Source organism: Marinobacter flavimaris, from assembly GCF_045057155.1.
In the GTDB taxonomy this organism is placed as follows: Bacteria; Pseudomonadota; Gammaproteobacteria; order Pseudomonadales; family Oleiphilaceae; genus Marinobacter; species Marinobacter manganoxydans.
On the sequence record NZ_CP171359.1, the window covers coordinates 892,258 to 912,357 of the forward strand.

15 protein-coding genes are annotated in these 20,100 nt (G+C 58.0%); 13 read left to right on the plus strand and 2 right to left on the minus strand.

Annotated features, from left to right (window positions below; genetic code table 11):
* Nucleotides 1-5 precede the first annotated feature (5 nt).
* The 9 genes from ACGK9W_RS04230 to ACGK9W_RS04270 all read left to right on the plus strand — a co-directional run bounded on the left by ACGK9W_RS04230 (nucleotide 6) and on the right by ACGK9W_RS04270 (nucleotide 13,374).
* A complete protein-coding gene (locus tag ACGK9W_RS04230; protein ID WP_405419192.1) occupies nucleotides 6-2,042 on the plus strand; it encodes a hypothetical protein in 2,037 nt (678 codons plus the stop codon).
* Complete coding sequence (locus tag ACGK9W_RS04235; protein ID WP_039881919.1) at nucleotides 2,039-3,001, plus strand: hypothetical protein; 963 nt, start codon at nucleotides 2,039-2,041, stop codon at nucleotides 2,999-3,001. Before ACGK9W_RS04230 ends, ACGK9W_RS04235 begins: the two co-directional genes overlap by 4 nt.
* 9 nt (nucleotides 3,002-3,010) lie before the next feature.
* Nucleotides 3,011-3,346 carry a hypothetical protein gene (locus ACGK9W_RS04240; protein ID WP_405419195.1) on the plus strand — a complete coding sequence of 112 codons (336 nt, stop codon included), beginning with the start codon at nucleotides 3,011-3,013 and terminating at the stop codon, nucleotides 3,344-3,346.
* Nucleotides 3,343-6,804 carry a hypothetical protein gene (locus ACGK9W_RS04245; RefSeq protein WP_405419198.1) on the plus strand — a complete coding sequence of 1,154 codons (3,462 nt, stop codon included), beginning with the start codon at nucleotides 3,343-3,345 and terminating at the stop codon, nucleotides 6,802-6,804. The genes ACGK9W_RS04240 and ACGK9W_RS04245 overlap by 4 nt, the downstream gene beginning before the upstream one ends.
* Entirely contained in the window at nucleotides 6,801-10,646 is a 3,846-nt protein-coding gene (locus tag ACGK9W_RS04250; RefSeq protein WP_405419201.1) for a hypothetical protein, read from the plus strand. The genes ACGK9W_RS04245 and ACGK9W_RS04250 overlap by 4 nt, the downstream gene beginning before the upstream one ends.
* Nucleotides 10,647-10,660: 14 nt before the next feature.
* The gene (locus tag ACGK9W_RS04255) at nucleotides 10,661-11,377 is read left to right on the plus strand and encodes a sulfite exporter TauE/SafE family protein (RefSeq protein ID WP_338355072.1); all 717 of its coding nucleotides are present in this window, start codon (nucleotides 10,661-10,663) and stop codon (nucleotides 11,375-11,377) included.
* On the plus strand, nucleotides 11,378-11,692 hold the full coding sequence (locus ACGK9W_RS04260) for a hypothetical protein (RefSeq protein WP_008172095.1): 315 nt from the start codon (nucleotides 11,378-11,380) through the stop codon (nucleotides 11,690-11,692).
* Nucleotides 11,689-12,918, plus strand: coding sequence for a hypothetical protein (locus ACGK9W_RS04265; protein WP_008172094.1), 1,230 nt, complete (start codon nucleotides 11,689-11,691; stop codon nucleotides 12,916-12,918). Before ACGK9W_RS04260 ends, ACGK9W_RS04265 begins: the two co-directional genes overlap by 4 nt.
* Nucleotides 12,919-13,101: 183 nt before the next feature.
* A complete protein-coding gene (locus ACGK9W_RS04270) occupies nucleotides 13,102-13,374 on the plus strand; it encodes a hypothetical protein (protein ID WP_199185522.1) in 273 nt (90 codons plus the stop codon).
* Nucleotides 13,375-13,454: 80 nt separating this feature from the next.
* Here the strand turns inward: ACGK9W_RS04270 and ACGK9W_RS04275 are convergent, their stop codons facing one another.
* Together ACGK9W_RS04275 and ACGK9W_RS04280 are read right to left on the minus strand one after the other, a co-directional pair.
* Nucleotides 13,455-14,495 (minus strand): succinylglutamate desuccinylase, encoded by a 1,041-nt coding sequence (locus ACGK9W_RS04275; protein ID WP_405419206.1) that lies wholly within the window; start codon nucleotides 14,493-14,495, stop codon nucleotides 13,455-13,457.
* Complete coding sequence (locus ACGK9W_RS04280) at nucleotides 14,492-15,976, minus strand: hypothetical protein (protein ID WP_405419208.1); 1,485 nt, start codon at nucleotides 15,974-15,976, stop codon at nucleotides 14,492-14,494. The genes ACGK9W_RS04275 and ACGK9W_RS04280 overlap by 4 nt, the downstream gene beginning before the upstream one ends.
* Nucleotides 15,977-16,232: 256 nt before the next feature.
* On the opposite strand from ACGK9W_RS04280, the gene cysP reads away from it, so the two are divergent.
* From cysP to ACGK9W_RS04300, 4 genes are read left to right on the plus strand one after another with little or no spacing between them, the layout of a single operon-like run.
* The gene (cysP, locus tag ACGK9W_RS04285; protein ID WP_008172090.1) at nucleotides 16,233-17,267 is read left to right on the plus strand and encodes a thiosulfate ABC transporter substrate-binding protein CysP; all 1,035 of its coding nucleotides are present in this window, start codon (nucleotides 16,233-16,235) and stop codon (nucleotides 17,265-17,267) included.
* Between the two features lie 18 nt (nucleotides 17,268-17,285).
* Nucleotides 17,286-18,158, plus strand: a complete 873-nt coding sequence (gene cysT / locus ACGK9W_RS04290; protein ID WP_008172088.1) for a sulfate/thiosulfate ABC transporter permease CysT — start codon at nucleotides 17,286-17,288, stop codon at nucleotides 18,156-18,158.
* A gap of 3 nt (nucleotides 18,159-18,161) precedes the next feature.
* Entirely contained in the window at nucleotides 18,162-18,992 is an 831-nt protein-coding gene (gene cysW, locus ACGK9W_RS04295) for a sulfate ABC transporter permease subunit CysW (protein ID WP_053114946.1), read from the plus strand.
* A 9-nt stretch (nucleotides 18,993-19,001) separates the two neighbouring features.
* Nucleotides 19,002-20,093 (plus strand): sulfate/molybdate ABC transporter ATP-binding protein, encoded by a 1,092-nt coding sequence (locus tag ACGK9W_RS04300; RefSeq protein WP_405419213.1) that lies wholly within the window; start codon nucleotides 19,002-19,004, stop codon nucleotides 20,091-20,093.
* The last annotated feature ends 7 nt before the right edge of the window (nucleotides 20,094-20,100 follow it).

Genomic DNA, 20,100 nt, shown 5'->3' on the forward strand with positions numbered 1-20,100 from the left:
AAGCGATGCCTGTTGGTGAAGGAAAATTCAAGCTCTACGCCAAACTGAATCCGCCTCTTGAGGCGGGACTGTGGCGTATAAGGGCCAACCAGAAATTCTCAGCGCAAACGCCGGAGGCCAGTCTGGATGCCAGTGCGCTGAAGGTGGACGAGGAGAATATTCACCTCAGGATTCGGTCGCCGCGCTACATCCTGCCGCCTGATCAGATTCTGTCGACCTATCCACCGGCCAATTCCTTTGGTAGCTATGGCAGCCGCCTGCCACAGGTGGTCATCAAAAGGCGGACTCTGCCCTGGGAGCGCCGCCTTGACGGTGCACCCGCCAATACACCCTGGTTGGCACTTGTGCTCATCGCCGAAGGGGAAGCCAGGCTGGAAACCAGCGTTGATGTCGCGAATTGTGTAACCGCGGGTGTTGAACTCGATGGATTAAAAGAAGTCGCCAAGGGCAACTGTCTGGCCATCAGAAAATCAATCATCGATAAGGTTTTTCCCACCAAAAACGACGTTGACCTGCTGGCTCATGCCCGGGAAGTGGACATCCACGATACCGAACTGATGATGGGGGATGATGACGGGTTTCTTGCCGTTGTCATCAGCAACCGTCTGCCTGTGCCGGGCAAGGACGAAGACGGCAATGATGCCCCGGTGAAGTATCTGGCCTGCCTGGTGAATCTTGAGGGCCAATACGATGTGCTGTTGGACCGGTCCCCGGATCCGGTGCCGTCGTTCGTTACACCTTTCATGGTCAAGAGTACCGTTCACCAGAGTATGGCCAGTTACGACGACCATCAGGTGATGGGCACGGCTCTGGCTCCACGAGCTGCGGGAATCAATGCCGGCGACCTTCAGAATCTGACTCAGCCGGTGCCTCTGGCGCCGGGCGTCAAAGGCTCCCGGTCGACACAATTCAAGTCCGGCGCTGCGGCAACGGCCGGCGCGGTCCCATATTCCGGCTCCGGTACCTGGGCCATCAAAAAGTCCAAAGGCTCCACTTCGGCAGACATTGCTCTCAATATGGCCGAGCCCTTTCGGGTGATTCAAACCTTCGAGGCCCTGCCTTTGGACCCCGAATATCGGTTCCCGGTTTTACTGCACTGGAGTTTCACCACGACCGGCGACACCACCTTCCGATCATTGATGGAAAACCTGGACTCCCGCCTGCTTGGCGATGTTGGGCCAGGTCAGAAATCCGTGAGTGGCCGCCTGCCTCTGGAGGTTGCCGAAAGTGGGCATGTCGGTCTGGGCCACCAAACCCGTGAGGGTGACAAGGTACGGTCCTGGTACAGAGGACCGCTGGTGCCGCATCCCACCCGAAATTCCAGTGCTGATCGACTGAAACTGGCACATAGTTCAGATCAGCTCCGAGTGGTTATACCGGATGGCCGAGAAGATCTGTCACTGGCCACTGCCTTTGAAACGGGCCGTCTTCTCACACTGTCTCAACCGTCAATCATCGCTTCGTTGATGCGGTGGCGACAAAACGACTATCACGCTGCCCGACTGAAGTCCCTGCTCATAAAAAACAGAACTCTCTGGGAGGAGGTGCTCGGGGCAAGCATTGATCAAATCGACATCCGCCATCTGGGCCGGCTTTCAGGGCGTTTCTTTGCCGATGCTGTTGTGAGAACCCCTGAAAAGTTTCTGGGAAATCCAATGCCCCAAGTCGGACCGGGACGGCCTCTGGAATTCAATGGTCAGCCCACCACCGTGCTTGCTCGGGGGTTGGGGCTGCCGCCGGCCTTATTCGTCGGCGACCTGAACAAAGTTTTCGAGGGTTTGCGGGGTGTCCAAGTGCCCAAAGAAGACCTGCTTACACGTGAACTGGGCAAAGTCGATTTGCGGGACACCCTGGAGGCGGATCTGGACCGGCAGCGTGTCGATCTGGTGTCCAGCACGCTGTCGAATGAACTGATCAACGAACACCTGACCGGCCCTGCATTTCCGGTCACAGATCGCCTGATCAGAGAGGGCTTGAATGACAATCTGGATGTGATCCTGCGGGACCGCCCCAGAGATTTCACGGATGAGGACGAGTCATGATCAACAAAAACCAGGACATCCTCGAAAACCTCGGCCAGGAGCTGGAAAAAACCGCACGGGCTCCGCTCAGCGAATTCAGGATTGACCAAAACACCGCGATGCCCGCGGAGCTGAGGAACTGGTTAGTCAGCTTGCGGCTGCTCAACGGGGTTCCATTTGCCAATCTGGTGGCGGACTCCGAACTACTCCCGCAAGAATCGATTCGCTGGTTTTACATGGATCGGCGTTGGACGGATGCGTTGGTCCAGGGCGCGCTCAGCGTTGGCACGGTGAATAGTGACGACCGCATCCAACTGGATGCCCAATACAACGCCATCCGCGCCGAACTGGATACCGAAGAGCGCAACGTACGTCGTCGCACGCTCGCCCCACGTCTGACTGGGCAAACGGGTCCCATTACCGGATTTCTGCTTCGCTCCGCCGCCGTATCCGGGTGGCCGGGCATGCATGTTCGGGCTTTTGATGTAGACCCGGAGGAGGGCGACGAAGCCCGGTTCGAAGAGGACGATCCCCGACGAATCCGGCTGCTGCGTCTGGAAAGGTTGGCCCCCGCCGTTTTGCTCTGCCTGTTTGATGGTGTTCCCAAAGTTGTTCACCTGGAGGAACCGCGCCAGGGCGTCCAGTTTGGCTTCAAACACGAGGATAACGGTAACCAACGCTCAGCAACGCTGACTCCCCGCAGGAAGAGCGACTTCAGCTACCTCGACGTGGAGGACATAGATGTGCCGTTTCGCGTGGGGTCATCCGGTGTTGTTGATATTCGGCGGCTATCCGCGGCTCTGGCTGAGCATGATGAAACCGGCGCGGGCGATGGTCTGGATAGCGCGGAGTACGCCTTGCAGTTAATTCGATTCCCATGGCGGCAGGTGTTTGGGGAGGTTCAGGTTCCACCGATATCTGCCATGTTCCGGGCGACCGTGGCTTATGAGCCCATGGTTAACGCCACATTCAAGCTGTGAGGGGGCGCTATGTTCAAACACCTGTTGAAGAAAAAGACCCTCACGAAAGCGGTCTATGACGAACGATGGGCCTGGCTGGTTCGAGCGGATACTGACCTGGCCGCCGTCAATACCTGGGACCCGGATTTGCGGCGGAACAAACGCATCCTGGTTCCCATCGATGTTCAGGCCTATGTTGCAAAAGAATCCAACCCGGAGCCGTTGGTGTCCGTGACCGGTGGGCCTGGCGACCCTGCGCCTTTTGCTGAAGGGCAGGTGCCGGAAAATGGTGTTCACCTGCACTGGGCACTTCCCGATGCGCTCCTGAGGGGGGCGAATCAGCTGCAGGCGGCGAGCTGGAAATGACAGAGCTTCCCAACCACTGGGTTGTGGTGCGAGCGCTTTTCCCCGTCGGGATTAAACGGCCCATGATAAGAGGCTGGGTGATCGATGCAAAAACCGCGAGCATTCGGCCTCTGGGCTCCTTTAACGGATCGAATTTCGGTACCTCGGAACAGCCTACCTATGAACCTCTGGACGGGACCGTAGGCGGATCGCCCCTCTGGACCGCGTCTTATCATGCCAGTGCCAATCGTTTCGCTTTCCATGATGCCCTGGAAGATCTGCCAGAACTTCGAAAGACCGCGAAAGACGGTTTTGAGAAAGATGCCGGTACCTACACCGTTGCGGGCTGGTATACGGACATGGACAAAGATCCGCTGGCGGTGGTTAGCAAAAAAGACTTGCTGGATGTGATGGCCGACCTTGGATGGTATCTGGATCCGGAAGCCGAGCCGCCCAGCAACGAACCGGATCTGGCCGTGTTGGAACGTCTGTTATCGAAAGGGGAGATGAAGCAGCCAGCTGAGGCAACTCCAACCAGTTTTGTGGCAAAAGGCCGCGTTGAATCTTTCACATACGCCGACATGACTCCGGAAATGGGCCTGCCGGTTGATAAAGCCTCCAAGTTGTTTATTGCCCAGAAATCTCCCACCTTCATGTCGCTTTTTCACGGCATGATTTCAGGCGTCCCCATCGGAGAGAACATGCCTGTCATTGACGAGCGACCATCCTCAGAGGCGCTGTCGGTCGCGGCCGGGTTTGATACGGATGATCTGGTTACCGCGCTCGGCGCAGATGCCATTGGCGATAGCGTTTCCCAGAGGCGTGCCGCTGAAATGCTGGCCGCTGCCTTCACCAGCGATTTGATGGACCGTATGGGCACTCAGGACGGCCTGCGGGATATTGCCGAGCGAGAGCACGACGACATGTTCAGCTCTCGTCCGGGCAAACCCTTGCCTGCAGCCAAACTCGATCATCTGCGCGTTGAGGACTCCGCGTCGGTTAACGCAACTTCGGTCGGGCGAAAAGGGCGAGCCAGGATGAGCAAGGAGAGCACCGCCGAACGGGTGTCGCCGCTGCCTCGTTGGCGTGACAAAGTTGTCTTCAGCGAGGAAATGCAAGCGCCCAAAGCTCCACCAATCGAGCTCAAATCCGATGCGATTCGGGGTGCGCTCAAAGACCGGCGCACCGTTGAACGACCCGCACCCCGTCTTTTCATGCCCCAGCCCCCGTCGCTGGCCATAAAAGGTGCCAAGCCAAGCCTGCGCCATCATTATGACGGGCTCCACGATGATAATGGCCGTTTACGGTGCCGTTACCCCAATGAGGCGGTGAAAGGCATCAAAGGCGTGGTCAAGGCGAAAGACCTGGTGCCCACGCTGGGATCGGGCGCAATCCCGCCCGAAGTGTTGACCATCGTACGTGAAGCTCTGGTTCTGAATCCCTACTGCAGCCGCTGGCTGGCCAACGCTGCCACCGACAAGGACGAGGTTCGCCCGAAGTATCAGAGCCGCATTGAAGGAGAGATGCTCCGGCTCTACTCCGCAGATGGTCGCTACGACGGCAGCGGGGCGTACACCTTGTCTGGCAGCCTTGCGGATCCGCAAGCGCCGGGAAAGGAAACCTGGCAGCAATTCTCTTTCCGGGAGACGTCCCTGAAAAAGCAAATCACGGCTGAGCTGGCTGTTGCCTCTTACCTTGAGGGGCTGAGCCCGAGCCCACTGGGGGTTACCGCCTGGCGACAGCCCTGGGTGCCGCTTTGGCTGGAATGGCGGATTGAATTGGAGGGCTCGACTTCTTTGACTGATTGGGAGCTCGATGAACTGGAGATGGTTCGAAAAACCGACGCCAATGATGTCCAGATGGTTGAGATTACCGGGCGTAGCCCGCTGCATCGGGGCCTGGGGACGGCTCTTCAGGCAGGTATCAGTCGCTGGATTGCGGCGGAGCAGGAGAGGGACGCCACCGGCGATACGCTGACGGCATCGCAGGAAAACACATTGAATACCCTGGCGGATTTCATCAAACCCCAGGATCTGGCGTCGGCCTCTTTGGATGGTGTCAGGGAACAACTCCTGGGTCTGAACTATCTGGGCGGGTTCTTCTCCACGCCTGGCGCCGATGACCGACCGGAGGTTATTGCCGATCCTTTGACCTTGTTCGGGGGAACCATCTCCTTTAAGGCGCTTCGATTGGTTGATGCATTTGGCCGTGTCCTTGATGTGCCTACCACGGACATTCAAACCACCACACCCCTGGAAATTCCAGATGATACCTCTGCCATGAAGATGCCACTGCGCATCCAGGGGGGCGGGCGCTGGCTTTTTCGGTTGGTCGATCCGGCCTACCAGGGCGACCCGGCACTGGCTCCTGAAGCCTTTGTGAATCAATTGGAGCCAACCCTGGCGGTTAACCCTGTTGCCGGCTTTCTGTTACCTGACCACATTGATGAATCTCTCGAAGCTTTCGATAAGAGGGGTAATCCATTGGGCCAGATCAGTCATCATGAGCTGACCGGAGCGGTCCGCTGGGAGCCAGCTCCGGGGAGGCCCTTGCCCCCGGGCGCTGGGCCTATGGCCGATCTGCCGCCCGATGCAACGCCCGTGGGCAATCTTGTTTCCGGGGTGATCAGAACGGATGTGCAGCATCGGAAGGGGGAGCTACCGACTACCGAAAGCTCTCTGGCAGGTTTACTGAGGGCAATCGACACCACACTCTGGACAGTGGATACCTTCAGTACCTTGGGGTCATCATCTATTGCCGGCCTGGTGGGGCGTCCCATCGCTGTGGTCAAGGCGACACTGAGATTGGATGTGCCCGACGATCTTGACGATGTGCGAGTGGATTCAATTGAAACGGCGAATACCCGCAAGGCCGCGTTCGAGGCGCTCCGGGATCAGGCGTTTCCGGTACGGCTGGGCGATCTCCAGCGCAGCGACGATTCACTGCTCGGATATTTTATTGATGACAACTACGACCAGTTCCATCTCGTCGACAAGTCCATCGGTGCGCTGGCTCGGGAGAGCGGTCGTCGGCGAGGGCAGTTGGGTTTGCTGGGCAAGGTTCATGTTCCGGATGTCCAGCCACTGGACCATCCTTATCTGGTTGACGAGGATCTTTTCTACGTCCGGCCCGGTACCTGCCATACGCTGACGATGTTGATGCTGCCTGCTGGCAAGGTACACCTTACCTCCGGCGTTCTGCCGAGGAAGTCATTGGCTCTTAATGACGCCTGGATCAATGATGGCCTTAAGCGGGTTATCCCCTCTGTTCGGGTAGGTCCGGTGCTTGTTGATCCTGAAGAGATTCGGTTACCCAAGGTCAATCTTCTGGGCGAGAAGCAACAGTTCACCCGTCGGACCGGCCCCTTGACCTGGCGAGACGACCCCATCGTTGCCGCGACGCAGTCAGCACTTCTGCCAAGAACGCCTCACGAATTCCAGGAGGGCTGGATTCGGATCATTGAGGAGGATCAGTCATGAGTGATGTACCGGTTGATCCTACTCTCGCTCAGGAACGAGCGCTTGCACGGCGCCGCAAGAGGAAAGCCGAGAAGCGAAAAAACGCGGTCGCGAGGGATAGCTTCTTAACATCAATTTCGGGTTCACCCGACAAACAGGCGTTGGCGGCCTCCATGAAGGCGTTAATGGAGCGCGAGGGTATTGGTCCATTCGGCGAACCTCCGGCCCGAACGTCTGCCCGTTCTTCGGCTGGCCTGGGGCCCGCCCCCATGGCGTTTCCCGCCAACAATACCAATCGGTGGGTGCCGATCGGGCCCTCGGTGGTTCGTCAGGGGCAGGCTGAGGGTAGGCCGCGAGTGTCTGGCCGGGTTCGTGATCTGGCCGTAAGCCCTGATGGCCAACGCGCCTACGCAGGCACGGCCAAAGGTGGCGTCTGGTATACCGGCGACGGTGGCGCTACCTGGGAACCCCTGGGGGGCTGGGCCAACGAGCCCAGGCGGTTCGGTGGCAACACCAGCGCATTCGCCTGTGGGTGTTTACTGGTGAACTTCGGTGCCAACGCCGGTGCTGATTTTGTGATGGTGGGTACCGGTGAATTCGACGCGATGCAGGGTGTTGATGGCGCTGATGCAATTCGCGGGGTTGGCATTCTCGCCGCATCAGGACCCGCCGCCGGTGCGGTCAGTTCGGACCCCTGGGAAACTGCGACGGGCATTGCCGCTCTGGAGGGCGTGTCGATAACACGCATGGTACGCGTTCCCGGCTCCGCACCCGGAGCTGCCGGAGATCGTGTGATCGCAGCCACTTCAGGTGGTCGGGATCTTGGCTGGAACATCCAGGGCGGCGGACTTTATCTGGGCACTCGATCCATGGTTGGCGGTAACCTCTCGTTTACCTGGTCAGCCCTGCCGTTGCCTGCCCCCGCGCCATCGCCGCCCGCAAACGGGGCCGCCATGGCCCCGGTCAATCGTGCGCCGACCGATTTGTGTTATGTCGGAAATCGTCTGTTTGTGTGTTTTCGAAGCTCAGGCATTGCGTTCTCAGACGATCACGGCAACACCTTCAACTGGATTACGCAGAACTTTCTTCCGGCACCGACTGTCCCGGCCACGGGAAGGTTGGATGGAAGAATGAGCATGGCGGTGAATGATGACAACACCGCTTTGTATATTCTCGGTGAGGTGACCACTAATCCCGCCGGTGGGAATCCTGTGCCCCATATCTGGCAAATAGCAAATCCGGGTGATGCTGCGCCCATTGCCAACCCATTGAATAACATTCCATCCGCCGCCAATCTCTGGCCCGGGCAGCGTGACTATGATCAGGCCATCGTCGTTACGACCCGGAATACGGCTCTGGTTCCACCGCCGGTACGGACAGACCGGGTCTATATCGGCGGGTCGCTCATTCAGGTCAATAACTGGAACGCGTCCATTTGGGCTTTCGACGTGAATGGCAACAACCTCGTACCGTCTCCGGGCGTTTCCGATCAGCCAGTCGGCACGAACTCAGGAGCCACACAGCCTGGTCTGATCGGCGATGCAGTTCACCCGGACGTTCATTCTCTCAGGAAAGCCACCAATGCAGATGGATCCCGGCAAATCTGGGTGGGTTGCGATGGCGGCGTGTTCGTTTCCCTGCGCGATGGCCAAACCAATACCTTCAGCAGCCGAAACGTGGGTCTTGCGTCCATCGAATCTATCTTCAGTGCCAGTCATCCCACCTCCAGCCATTTTTCGATGCTCGGTTGTCAGGACAATGGCCGACAGGTCCGGGTGGGAAGCACCGTCTGGGAGATGAAGACGTCGATGCAGGGCGACGGTGGTGGGGTAACGTTTCACCCGGTTCAGTCCCACTACGTGATGGGGCAATTTGCCAATGCGGATTGGGCCTGTGACCCGGCGGGCCGATACCGAGCGCCGTGTAATCTGATCAACAACGATCCGGAGTCCAATGCCAGTAACTTCTATTCGGGTATCGATACTGTTCGACGTGCGGCAGGGAACCTGGGAAGGGTAGCGCTGGGGACCAACAGGGTTTGGGTGACCGACAATCTGGGTACCAGCAACCCGAACACGTGGAGAGTATTACCCATAACCGCCGCTGGCACCTTTGTGCAGTGGCGGGATGGCCGTCCGGGCAACCGAACCCCGAGCACTGCAGCCAACATGGCCTTTGGGGTACCGCCAGCAGGTTTTGGGCCGGTGGTCACGGTGAAATGGGTCGATGAGCGCACCCTGTTGGCCTTATTTAATCAGGGGGTTATCCGTTACAGCGAGGATCCCGGTAATGCGGGGCGTTGGACGTCAACCGCGTTGATCGGCCCGGGCGTTGCGGCGCCGGCTGCGCCACTGGTAACACCGCAGGCTACGTTTTTCACAGATATTGCTCCAGTTCCGGGAACCAGCGATTTCTATCTCGTGACAACCGGCCAGACCAATACCTGGACACCGGCGGTTCCAGCTACGCCAACATCCGCAGCGGTGGCGGCCGTTTCGCCAACCGCTGCTGCAGACTCCTGTTTTTATTACGATGACGCTGCTGGCGGTTGTCGGCTGACAGGCCTGGGTCAGGCCCTGCCACCCATGCCCCCTCTCGCAACCAGTCCGATCGACCCGGCGTATTCGGTTACGGTTGACCCGGCGAATCCCAATACCGTGTACGTTGGAACTTCGACTGCGGTGTGGACGGCAACCAGAATTGCGGGTAACGCCCACGGACCGTGGCAGCTGTTCGTGAACGGTCTGCCGGAAGCGGTCGTGCAGGACCTTCACATCTGGCAAGATCCGTCCGGCGCGGGCACGTCACCCCGGTTGATGAGGGCCACCTTGCAGTCCCGGGGCGTTTGGGAGGTCAATCTCGCTGCAGCTGAGCCCGCCCGAACCTATGTGCGCGTGCACCCGAGGGATGACCGTCGCATGTTCCCGACCCCCATGCAAAATCCGCATCTTCGTCCCGGGGCAGCGGCAGAGCCTTTCTTCTCAAGTCCGGATATCGTCGTGCGGCCCGAGGCCCCAGTAGGGACAACGCCATCGTTCCGGGGAACCAACATCTGGAACGGAAACCTGCGCTACCAACTCTGGACGTTCCAGACCGCCTTCCGGTGGATTTACCCCAGCGTCATCCCAAATGGTGAGTGGAGTGATCAAATGGGTGATCTCGTTGAGCGCCACCGCCGCTTGAGAGGCATCGCAAACCCGGGCGCAAGACGAATAGATGCAGCCTTGTGGGCTGACGTCATGGCCAACGCACTTGACGAGAACGGCTCGCCGGGTGTTTACAGGGCACCCTGGCAAAACGCAGCCGTACCAGCGTTACCCGGTTCGGAGATTGACCTGATGGAAACAGTGGTACCCCGGCGAGTCAGGAACTCAGTCTGGCAGGTATACCGCGAGCGAAGCACCGTTGATGTGTTGCTGCACCATCGAGACACCCGGCCGGTGGCAGCAAACGGAGCGTTTGTGGTGCTGTTATGGCGTTCCGGAGCCTCTCAAAACACATTGCTGGGAACCGATTGCACAAACCTCGTGCCCTTTGTCCGCAGCCTGACCGGCGGAGCGCCGCAGCCAACACCTCCGGGATGGAACGTGGCGCTGGCGGCTGACGGCACGCCATTGAACCGTTTGTCGGTTGACCTGGCTGCTCGAATGCCACGAGCCGTGTCAATCAACGTGGACCTTTCCGGCGTTTCGACCGGTCATCGGATACTGCTCCTGGCTGTTGTCGGCTCAACAAACGATGTCTTTTCGGCAGTACCAACGGGTCCGGTTACCTCCGTGGAAAATCTGGTGCGCAACTGGCCCCATGCTGCGGCCCGGGTTGTCAGCGTCTGGCCTCGACCCGGCAATCAACTTTTCCCTTAAGCAAGGACGCACCGATGGAACTTGATGCGATATCTCTGATCCTTCTGGCCCTGGCCATCCCGGCGTCGTTTATTGTCTCCGCTGCAGCGGGCCTCGGCGGTTCCCTGATTCTGGTGCCCGCCATGATGATGGCCATCGGTACCAAAGAGGGGATCGCCGTGGCTGCTTTGTTGTTGGCCTGCAACAACGTTGCGAAGGTGACGGTTTACCGGAAAACCCTGCCCTGGAGGGCCTCCGGCGCCGTCATCATCGCAGTTCTGCTGGGCACCGCACTGGGCGCGACTCTGATGCTCAAACTGCCAGAGCTATGGATTCGGTATGCCGTTGCGCTGGTGATTGTTGTCACCCTCGTGTGGGAGTTTTCGCCCTATCATCGCGCGAAAAAAGCCTGGGGGGTTGGGCTAGCGTTCTGTTCTGGCGCTACCTCAGGTATTTCAGGTACTTCGGGGCCGCTGAAGGGCGTTGCACTTCGCAGCCTGCAGCTTGAGCGTTTTTACTTTGTGGGCGCCGCCTCTCTGGTGTCCCTGGTCGGCGACACGACCAAGGCCGTGGTGTTCAGTCAGTCCGGCTTGCTGCAAATCGAGCATCTGGTTCTGGCAGGTACTCTGGTCCCTGTTATGGCGGGTTGTACCTTGCTGGGAAGAACCATCAACAGGAAACTGGGAGAACGCTGGTATAGCGTTCTGTTCTGGACCGTAATGGGCGGCTATATCTTGCGACTGGTGACATAAATGGCGGACCCAAAAGAGAAGAAGGGAGTGGGAAAACACCATTCCTTGACTGACCAGGCACCTGAAAAGCAACCTGCACGAGACGCAGCCGAAAAGGTGGCCTCCGGACAACCGGCAGAAAAACCTGATTTCGATCAGAAAGATCAAAACATTTCGCCGCGTCGAAAGGCGCCGGGGCCCGGCAAAATCTCTCGTCCGTCATCGGAAAGCCAGCCGGAGCCGGAAGCCGAGGGAGGACCGGGTGAGCAAACATCGGCACTGCCTGAGGCCGTCATCGACGAGGGTTCAAAAGGCCGGAAAGGCAAAAAGCCATGACAGCTATCGTCGATACCAAGCGGTTGAACAGTGGCGACACCGGGGGACAGGCAGCTACAATCCTGGAACCTGCTCTTGCATGCTCCGGCAAACGCATTATCGTCACGGGCAACTGGTTCTGTTCCCGAACCACCGACGGTGGCGACAACTGGGTGTTTGTAGACCCCTACACGGAATTGCCTCCCGCAGGCGCTGGATTCTGTTGCGATCAGCTCATTCACTACTGCTCTGCCAGACGGCTCTGGATCTGGCTTCTGCAGTTTTCCAAGACCACCCAAGGAAACCTGATCCGTGTCGCTGTCAGTTCATCCGGCGCGCCTGGTACATGGACCTGGTGGGATACAACTCCGACGGACATTGACGAACAGTGGTCGGGGACCTGGCTGGATTACCCCGATCTGGCCGAATCAGATAACCACCTCTTGCTGTCGTTCAACGTTTTCAGCACAACCACAGACCGCTGGCAAAGAGCGGTGGTGTTACGACTGTCCCTGGATCAATTGAAGGCGCGTGAAGCGATCTCCCGGGAAGCCTGGTCAACGGAAGAATTCGGATCTCTCCGTTTTTGTCGTGGCATGGGAAGTACGGCGATCTTTGCCAGCCTGAGCTATTTTCAGCCATCTATCGAGGTGTTCCGATGGCCTGACGACGAAGAGGATGTCTCGCAAGTTTCCGTCGCTGTGAGGCATTGGCGCGACGGCCCTTACGCAAAACCTGATGATGCGACAAGTCAATGGATGAATCGCATGGATGATCGCGTTCTCGGAGCGTGGGAGTCAGGCGGTGTTCTTGGTTTCGTCTGGGTGGCCTCGGCGGATGTTCAGCACCCTTTTCCCTTCGTACGCGTGGTGAGAATCAGGAAGAGTTCGAATGAGCTGATTGATGAGCCCGATCTGTGGAATTCGGACCGGGCCTGGGCTTATCCGTCAGTTTGCCCGAACCAACGGGGCGATGTGGGCATAGTCGCGGTGTGCGGTGCCGGAGGCCGCCACCCAACGCTGGGGGTCGGGTGGCTGGATGACAGAGAGTCGAATGCTTTGCCAAACTGGCAGATGGCCCTGGGCGATGCCTCTAGCCACCAGCCCCACGCTCGAGCATGGGGAGACTACCTCGATATCCAGCCAGACCCACGCCGTAAAACCTACTGGATGGCGTCCGCCTTTACTCTTCAGGGAGGTGCGGGAAGGGCAAATATTGTTCCGCAGGTTCTTACATTCAAGCCATAAAACCATTGGCTGCCTGAACGTTATTTTTGTGGGAGGAGCAATGCCATGTATCGCTGCGAGTATTTTGCTATTCACGAGTTGGTGCCACCCAAGGTCTTCCAAGAATGGGGAGAGAAAGCCTGGGAACTGTTGGACGAACGGCTCCTTATAACCCTTGACCGTCTGAGGCGGAGATACGGCCCCATGACGGTTAACAACTACTACTGGGGCAAAGAAAGAGAGTGGAGCGGGCTGCGTACCAAAGACAGCCCATTTTACTCACGCTACAGCCAACATACTTTCGGTCGTGCGGCAGACTGTCTCTTTGCTGAACGAGCCGCTGAAGAAGTACGCCAGGACATTTTGAGCCATTCAACAGACCCTGATTTTGAGATGATTGGAAGCGTTGAGTTAAACGTATCGTGGCTTCACTTTGATGTTCGAAATTGTCACAGGATAAAGACGTATCAGCCATAGATAACGAACGGTTTGTGCTTAATGGGCGAGTCCATGCCATATTGGAGGGACGAAAGGGTCGCTTGCCTTATTGTTTCTTGTCAGAAAATGGGCTCACCAGTCGCCTTGACCGCGTAGAAGAGGCAATCACTCTTCGCAATCACCGGATTGGTGGTGATCATAAAGGCTTTGATGGCCTGCGCGGGGAAGATTTGCCCCTCTCTGACCTGAAAAACCTGCCCCATGTTCTCGGTCCGGTTATGGCCGATGGCGTTGAGTACGCTGAGGCCTTTTTTTCCAATCCATCCCAGCGGCTCATTTGGCGATACGATCCCGAAATTTCGGTGTTCGATGTCTGGTGGTAAAGTGAGGTCAGCCCGGCCGGAGGGTTCAGGAAGATATTCTATGGTTGCTTCCGGAACCAGCTCCACCCGAATCGGATTTCTTAGTACCTCCACGTCCCACTCCGCCTTTTCGAGTGATAACACGTCTGGCCTTGAGGCATACCGCACGAGGCCCTCATACGCCAATTGATGGGCCTGATCATCTTGGGACCCACCACATTCGATGGTTACCGTTGGGACTTCCTGCTCGGAGTATTCCATCAGGGCGCCGAGGCGAAGATCTGTCATTATGAGGCGGTCTGTGAACAGAGAGGTCAACGCCTGGTGGGCCGCATCATTGGTGATGGTCACCGCGAAGGAGGGGCCCGTGCCTGAGGTGTTGTGTACGTCCAGCAGGCACTCTGGTTTCACTTTGTGCAACTCTGCCAGCATGGCCTTTGCGATCGCACCTTCTTCTCCCTCAAACGGCTCTTTGAAACACCGGTTCAGATCACGTCCTTCCGACAACTGGCGCAGTGAGAGCATGGGTGGGATCTTCGCCGGGTAGACGCCTCCCAGCAGAAACAGCATGTTGACATCGGGGGTATGCTGCTCAAGTAGCCACCTGTGAAGGGCAAACAGACCTGAAGGCTCATTGCCGTGAAGCAGCGTTGCCATGGCTCGGGTCCGGGAGCGATCACGACCGGCAACACGAATAATCGTGGGCTTTTGTAGTTGGTTCAGCCACTCAAGGGCGGAGCGGCCCAGGGTCCGGGGCGAGGGATCATTCAAATAATCGAGGACGTTCGAGTTACTCACGGCGACAATGTCCATTCATGGAGCGGCGTATTTGTCTTCTGGTTGGCCATGTACAGGGAGAGCATGGTCTGGAAGGCCTCATCGGGGCTCAGGGATTCGAGCAGGGATTCGGTGATATGGCGTTGCCACCGGGCACCCGACATGGCGGTTTCAATGCGGCCTTCGATAATTCCCAGCAAGCGGTGAATTTCTGACTCGTCCACGGCTGTTTGTGCCAGTGCGTCCCGGGCGCGGGGTAGCAGATCCCGGGCCACGTTTAACAGGGGCGTATCCTGCAACTGAACCTGATTCTTGTGTGGCCATATGATTTCTGCGCCAACGCCATATTTCGCGGCGCGGTAGAAGTTGTGTTCCGTGTAATGGAAGGGAAGTATCGACGTCAGATGATGAATATCATCAAGGACTGCCAGCGCAGCGCCAATTATGAACAGCCCGTTCGCACACATATCAGCAGCCGTAGGGCCTGCGGGCATTGAGCGAATCTCGATGCGCAGGTGGCCGCCTTCGGTATGGTCGTAGATGGCACGGTTCCAGGGCCAGGTGGTTCCCTGATGCAGTCGCAGTTCAGCCAGTTTCGGCACATCACCGCGATCAATCACCGCCATCGGGTCTTCCTCCGACATCAGTGGAATGATGGGCGGATAGAGCGATGCCGAGGCGGCAAAGAGTTCCCAGGCGCTGCGTGTCCAGCCATTGCCGTAGTATACCCGTGGCGGATGGCGCCAGGTTTTATGGTTGGGCGATCGGCTGTCGATGGATTGCTTGAACAGGGCAATGCGGGTTTCGTCCCACAGGTGGTGGCCGAACAGGCTGGGTGAATTGCTGGCCAGAGCGAGGACAACCGGCGTGACCAGTTGGACCGCATTGAAGTAATCGGCAAAACGGTGTGCGGGCACCCGCCAGTGAAGCTGGAAGGACGTGTTTGCTCCTTCCATATAGACGTCGTCAGCTTCCAGATTGATAACGTCGTTACCACCAATATGGATGCTGAATGGCTCTCCCCGTTGCTGGATCAGCGCTTTGGATAACGCATGATAGCGGGGCTCGTCTGTCATTGCCTTCGCACCCATATCAGACTGGCGAAGCGTGGGCAGAATGCCGATCGGCACCAGTTCTCCATCCAGTGATGCGGCGTGCTGGTTGATCCGTTGGATCGCAGAGAGCAACTCCTGCTCTGTTCTGGCGAAGGGAGAGCCCTTGAAAGCCTGGGGGCTGAGATTGTATTCGAGATTGAAGCGGTTAAGCTCAACCGTCAGTTGAGGGTCCTGAACGCGGGCGGCGATTTCGGTGTTGATAGGTTGAACGCGCAGGGCCGGGTTTACGATGTAGAACTCTACCTCGGCTCCGATGGAGCTTGCGCCTTCGCCAAAGCCGGGCCTGTTCAGAAGACGAGTAAGTGCCTTGAGATCCGTCCTGACCTTGGCGGCAAAACGTTCAAACTCTTCCGGCGCAAACTCTGTTGTCTTGATCGACAGTCCCACGGCAACGTCTTCTCTAGCGCTGACTTACCTTGATAGTAGTGGAAGATGCGCTGTACACCACCTCAGCGACGCTAAATCATCGGTAGGGTTTTCAATGGTGATTTATATAGCTCAAAGTTATTAAAGGAGTTATAAATCATCTAGGTGGAGTATTGTTGTTCCTAGGTGACTACTTTATCTTTGCGTTCTAAGAAAACGCCGACCTATTCCTCTGGCGTATATAAAGATTCCGAGTTAACTGGGAGCTCTGCCGACTATGCCGAATTCGATTTTTTCCGGTTCCAAAGCCCGTAAGGGCCTGTGGTTCAGTGCGCTGGCACTGGCGTTCTCGCTAACAGGGCCGGCTTCTGCCCAGGAGCGTGAGCTTCTGAACTCATCCTACGACATTGCCCGCGAGCTGTTTGCCGAATACAACGTTCTTTTCCAGGACTATTGGAAAGAAAAAACCGGCGAAACCGTCGATATCCAGCAGTCACACGCTGGCTCTTCCAAGCAAGCGCGCGCCATCCTGCAGGGGCTGGGTGCGGATGTGGTTACCTACAACCAGGTCACCGACGTAAACATTCTGGCCGAGCGCGGCAACCTGATTCCCGAGGACTGGGCATCACGCCTGCCAAATAACAGCTCTCCGTACTATTCCACCATGGCGTTCCTGGTGCGCGAGGGTAACCCCAAGAATATCCAGAACTGGGATGATCTGATCCGCGAAGATGTCGAACTGATCATGCCGAACCCGAAAACCTCCGGTAACGGCCGCTACACCTACCTGGCGGCGCTGGGTTTTGCCCAGGACAAGTTCGGTGACGACCAGGAGAAGATTGATGCTTTCCTCAGCGACCTGCTGGGCCAGGTTAAGGTATTCGACTCCGGCGGTCGTGGTGCCACCACCACGTTTGTGGAACGGGGCCTGGGTGATGTGCTGCTGACCTTCGAATCCGAAGTGAACAACATTCCGGCCCTGAACCCGGACAAGAATTTCCAGGTTGTGGTCCCGAGAGTGAGTTTCCTGGCCGAGTTCCCGGTGACCTGGATCGACAAGAACATCGAGAAGAAGGGCACCGAAGAACTGGCTCAGGCCTACTTGAAGCATCTGTACTCCGAAGAAGCCCAGCGCATGCTGGCTGGATTCAACTACCGGGTGCACAACGAAACCGTGAAAGCGGAAGTGGCTGACAAGTTCCCCGAACTGAAGCTGATGCCGATTCAGGACATCGCCGGCAGCTGGGAAAATGCCATGGAGACCCACTTTGCCAGTGGCGGCAAACTGGACCAGTTGCAGCGTCGCCGCTAAGGGATGCGCAGCTGATTCATGGCCACCACTGACGTTTCGGAGCGCCCGTCAAAGCGGCTGAGCGCTCCCGCCACCAAACGCGTTTTGCCGGGGTTCGGACTGAGCCTCGGCATTTCGCTTTTCTTTATCAGCCTGGTGCTGCTTCTGCCCATCAGCGGCCTGTTTATCCGTGCCGCCGGCATGGGGTGGGAGCAGTTCTGGTTTGTGATCACCGATCCGCGGGTGGTTGCGTCCTATAAAGTCACCGCGCTGGCAGCCCTGGCAGCGTCTCTATTCAACTGCGTGTTCGGCCTGCTGATGGCCTGGGTGCTGGTGCGTTACGAGTTTCCCGGCAAGCGGCTGCTGGATGCGATCATGGATCTGCCTTTCGCGCTGCCAACCGCCGTGGCCGGCATCACACTAGCAACCTTGTTTGCCGAGAACGGCTGGTATGGGCAGTATCTCGCCGATCTGGGTATTGAAGTGGCATTCACACCGCTGGGTATTGTGGTGGCGATGGCCTTCACCAGTGTACCGTTTGTGGTGCGCACGGTTCAGCCGGTACTGGAGGAAATGGCGCCGGAGGATGAAGAAGCCGCCATGAGCCTGGGTGCTTCGGACATGACGGTCTTTCGGAAAATCCTGTTCCCGACACTCTGGCCGGCTGTGGTGACCGGTGGTGCGCTTTCGTTTGCCCGAAGCCTGGGTGAGTACGGCGCGGTTATCTTTATTGCCGGCAACTCACCCTACATCAGTGAAGTGATCAGTCTGATGATCTTTGTTCGCCTGGAGGAATACGATTTTCCGGCGGCCAGTGCCATTGCCGCAGTGGTGATGACGGTATCGCTGTTGCTGCTCCTGGCGATCAACGTCTGGCAGGGGCGCTATCTCAAGCGCCTGCACGGAGGTTAGGGTATGGCTGCGCGTAAACATCGCCGCGTTGGCGACAGCCCTCTGGTTCGTCGCACTCTGATCGGAATCGCCGTCGGCCTGACGGTGCTTCTGCTGTTCATGCCCCTGGTGCTGATTTTTGTGCAAGCGTTTGCCGAGGGCTGGGCCGGTTACGTCAGCAATATTCTCAACGAGTACACGCTTCATGCCATTGGCCTGACGCTCGTGGTTGCGCTGCTCACGGTCCCGTTGAATATGGTGTTCGGCGTGTTTCTGGCCTGGCTTGTGACCCGCTTCCGGTTCCCCGGGCGCAAGTTGCTCACCACATTGATTGATATCCCGTTCGCCGTTTCGCCTGTGGTTGCCGGCCTGCTTTTCCTGCTGCTCTACGGCAGCAATGGCTGGGTGGGGCAGTGGCTCGGTGAATACGACATTCAACTGATGTTCTCCTGGCCCGGCATCGTGATGGTCACCGTGTTTGTGACCTGTCCGTTCGTGGCCAGAGAACTGATCCCGCTGATGCAGCAACAGGGTCGGGAAGAGGAAGAGGCCGGCGTGGTGCTGGGCGCGTCCGGCTGGCAGCTGTTCCGGCGGGTGACCCTGCCGAATATCCGCTGGGCGCTACTTTACGGCGTGATCCTCACCAACGCCCGGGCTGTAGGCGAGTTCGGTGCCGTGTCGGTGGTCTCGGGCAACATCCGGGGCGAGACCAATACGCTGCCGTTGCAGGTAGAGCTGCTTTACCAGGATTACAACACCGTGGGCGCCTTTGCAGCTTCTTCGCTGCTTGCAGGCATTGCGCTGATCACGCTTGTCGTCAAGGCCATCGTTGAATGGCGTCAGAGTCGTAACTAAGGGTTTCCAATGAGCATCGAGATACAGGGTATCAACAAGTTTTTCGACAAGTTCCAGGCCCTGCATGACATCAATCTGACCATTCCGGATGGCCAGCTCACGGCGTTGCTGGGCCCTTCCGGTTCGGGCAAGACCACGCTGCTGCGGATCATTGCCGGCCTGGAAACTCCCGAAGAGGGCAGAATCCGGTTCAGCGGCAAGGATGTGACCGATCTGCATGTGCGGGACCGGCGTGTGGGGTTTGTGTTCCAGCACTATGCGTTGTTTCGTCACATGACAGTGGCCGAGAACGTGGCCTTTGGCCTCAATGTGCTTCCGCGCAAGGAGCGCCCCGGCAAGCCCGAGATCCGCAAGCGGGTAAAAGACCTGCTGGAAATGGTTCAGCTGGAACACCTGGCCGACCGTTACCCCGCGCAGCTTTCAGGTGGGCAGAAGCAACGCATCGCCCTGGCGCGGGCCATGGCCATGCGCCCGGAGATTCTTCTGCTGGATGAGCCCTTCGGGGCGCTTGATGCCAAGGTGCGAAAAGACCTTCGCCGCTGGCTGCGCAGCCTCCACGATGAGCTGCATTTCACCAGTGTGTTCGTGACCCACGATCAGGAGGAGGCCCTGGAGCTCTCCGATCAGGTGGTTGTGATGAGCAATGGCCGGATTGAGCAGGTTGATACACCCCTGGAGCTTTATGGTCGCCCGGACAGCCGGTTTGTATTCGAGTTTCTGGGGCAGGTTAATGTGCTGTCTGGCAAGATCCGCGATGGTGTCATGCGCCAGGGTGACGCCTGGATTCGACTGCCCGAAGGCTGTGAAAACGATGACGCGCAGCTCTACCTGAGGCCCCACGAAGTGCGCCTCACCCAGTCTGCCAGTGACGAGGCCCATCTGCCTTTCCGGATCGAGGCAATCAACCTGATCGGTGCGGAAGTTCGCATCGAACTCAAGCCCGATGGCTGGGAGTGCGAGGAGCTCTGGGAGGTTGGCATCAGCCATACCGAGTTTAACGCCCGTCAGCCCCAGCGGGGTGACCGCTGCTTCGCCGTGCCGGATGTGGGGCATCTGTTCTGCGAACATGCGGTGGAGCCCAAGACCCTCGAGTGGCGTTAGTGCCCTG

What these genes read in the sequence shown, in the direction of transcription:
- ACGK9W_RS04240 (WP_405419195.1), top strand. Translation starts at nt 3,011, where the DNA reads ATGTTCAAACACCTGTTGAAGAAAAAGACCCTCACGAAAGCGGTCTAT.
- ACGK9W_RS04250 (WP_405419201.1), top strand. Translation starts at nt 6,801, where the DNA reads ATGAGTGATGTACCGGTTGATCCTACTCTCGCTCAGGAACGAGCGCTT.
- ACGK9W_RS04245 (WP_405419198.1), top strand. Translation starts at nt 3,343, where the DNA reads ATGACAGAGCTTCCCAACCACTGGGTTGTGGTGCGAGCGCTTTTCCCC.
- ACGK9W_RS04300 (WP_405419213.1), top strand. Translation starts at nt 19,002, where the DNA reads ATGAGCATCGAGATACAGGGTATCAACAAGTTTTTCGACAAGTTCCAG.
- ACGK9W_RS04265 (WP_008172094.1), top strand. Translation starts at nt 11,689, where the DNA reads ATGACAGCTATCGTCGATACCAAGCGGTTGAACAGTGGCGACACCGGG.
- ACGK9W_RS04270 (WP_199185522.1), top strand. Translation starts at nt 13,102, where the DNA reads ATGACGGTTAACAACTACTACTGGGGCAAAGAAAGAGAGTGGAGCGGG.
- ACGK9W_RS04255 (WP_338355072.1), top strand. Translation starts at nt 10,661, where the DNA reads ATGGAACTTGATGCGATATCTCTGATCCTTCTGGCCCTGGCCATCCCG.
- cysT (WP_008172088.1), top strand. Translation starts at nt 17,286, where the DNA reads ATGGCCACCACTGACGTTTCGGAGCGCCCGTCAAAGCGGCTGAGCGCT.
- cysP (WP_008172090.1), top strand. Translation starts at nt 16,233, where the DNA reads ATGCCGAATTCGATTTTTTCCGGTTCCAAAGCCCGTAAGGGCCTGTGG.
- ACGK9W_RS04235 (WP_039881919.1), top strand. Translation starts at nt 2,039, where the DNA reads ATGATCAACAAAAACCAGGACATCCTCGAAAACCTCGGCCAGGAGCTG.
- ACGK9W_RS04230 (WP_405419192.1), top strand. Translation starts at nt 6, where the DNA reads ATGCCTGTTGGTGAAGGAAAATTCAAGCTCTACGCCAAACTGAATCCG.
- ACGK9W_RS04260 (WP_008172095.1), top strand. Translation starts at nt 11,378, where the DNA reads ATGGCGGACCCAAAAGAGAAGAAGGGAGTGGGAAAACACCATTCCTTG.
- cysW (WP_053114946.1), top strand. Translation starts at nt 18,162, where the DNA reads ATGGCTGCGCGTAAACATCGCCGCGTTGGCGACAGCCCTCTGGTTCGT.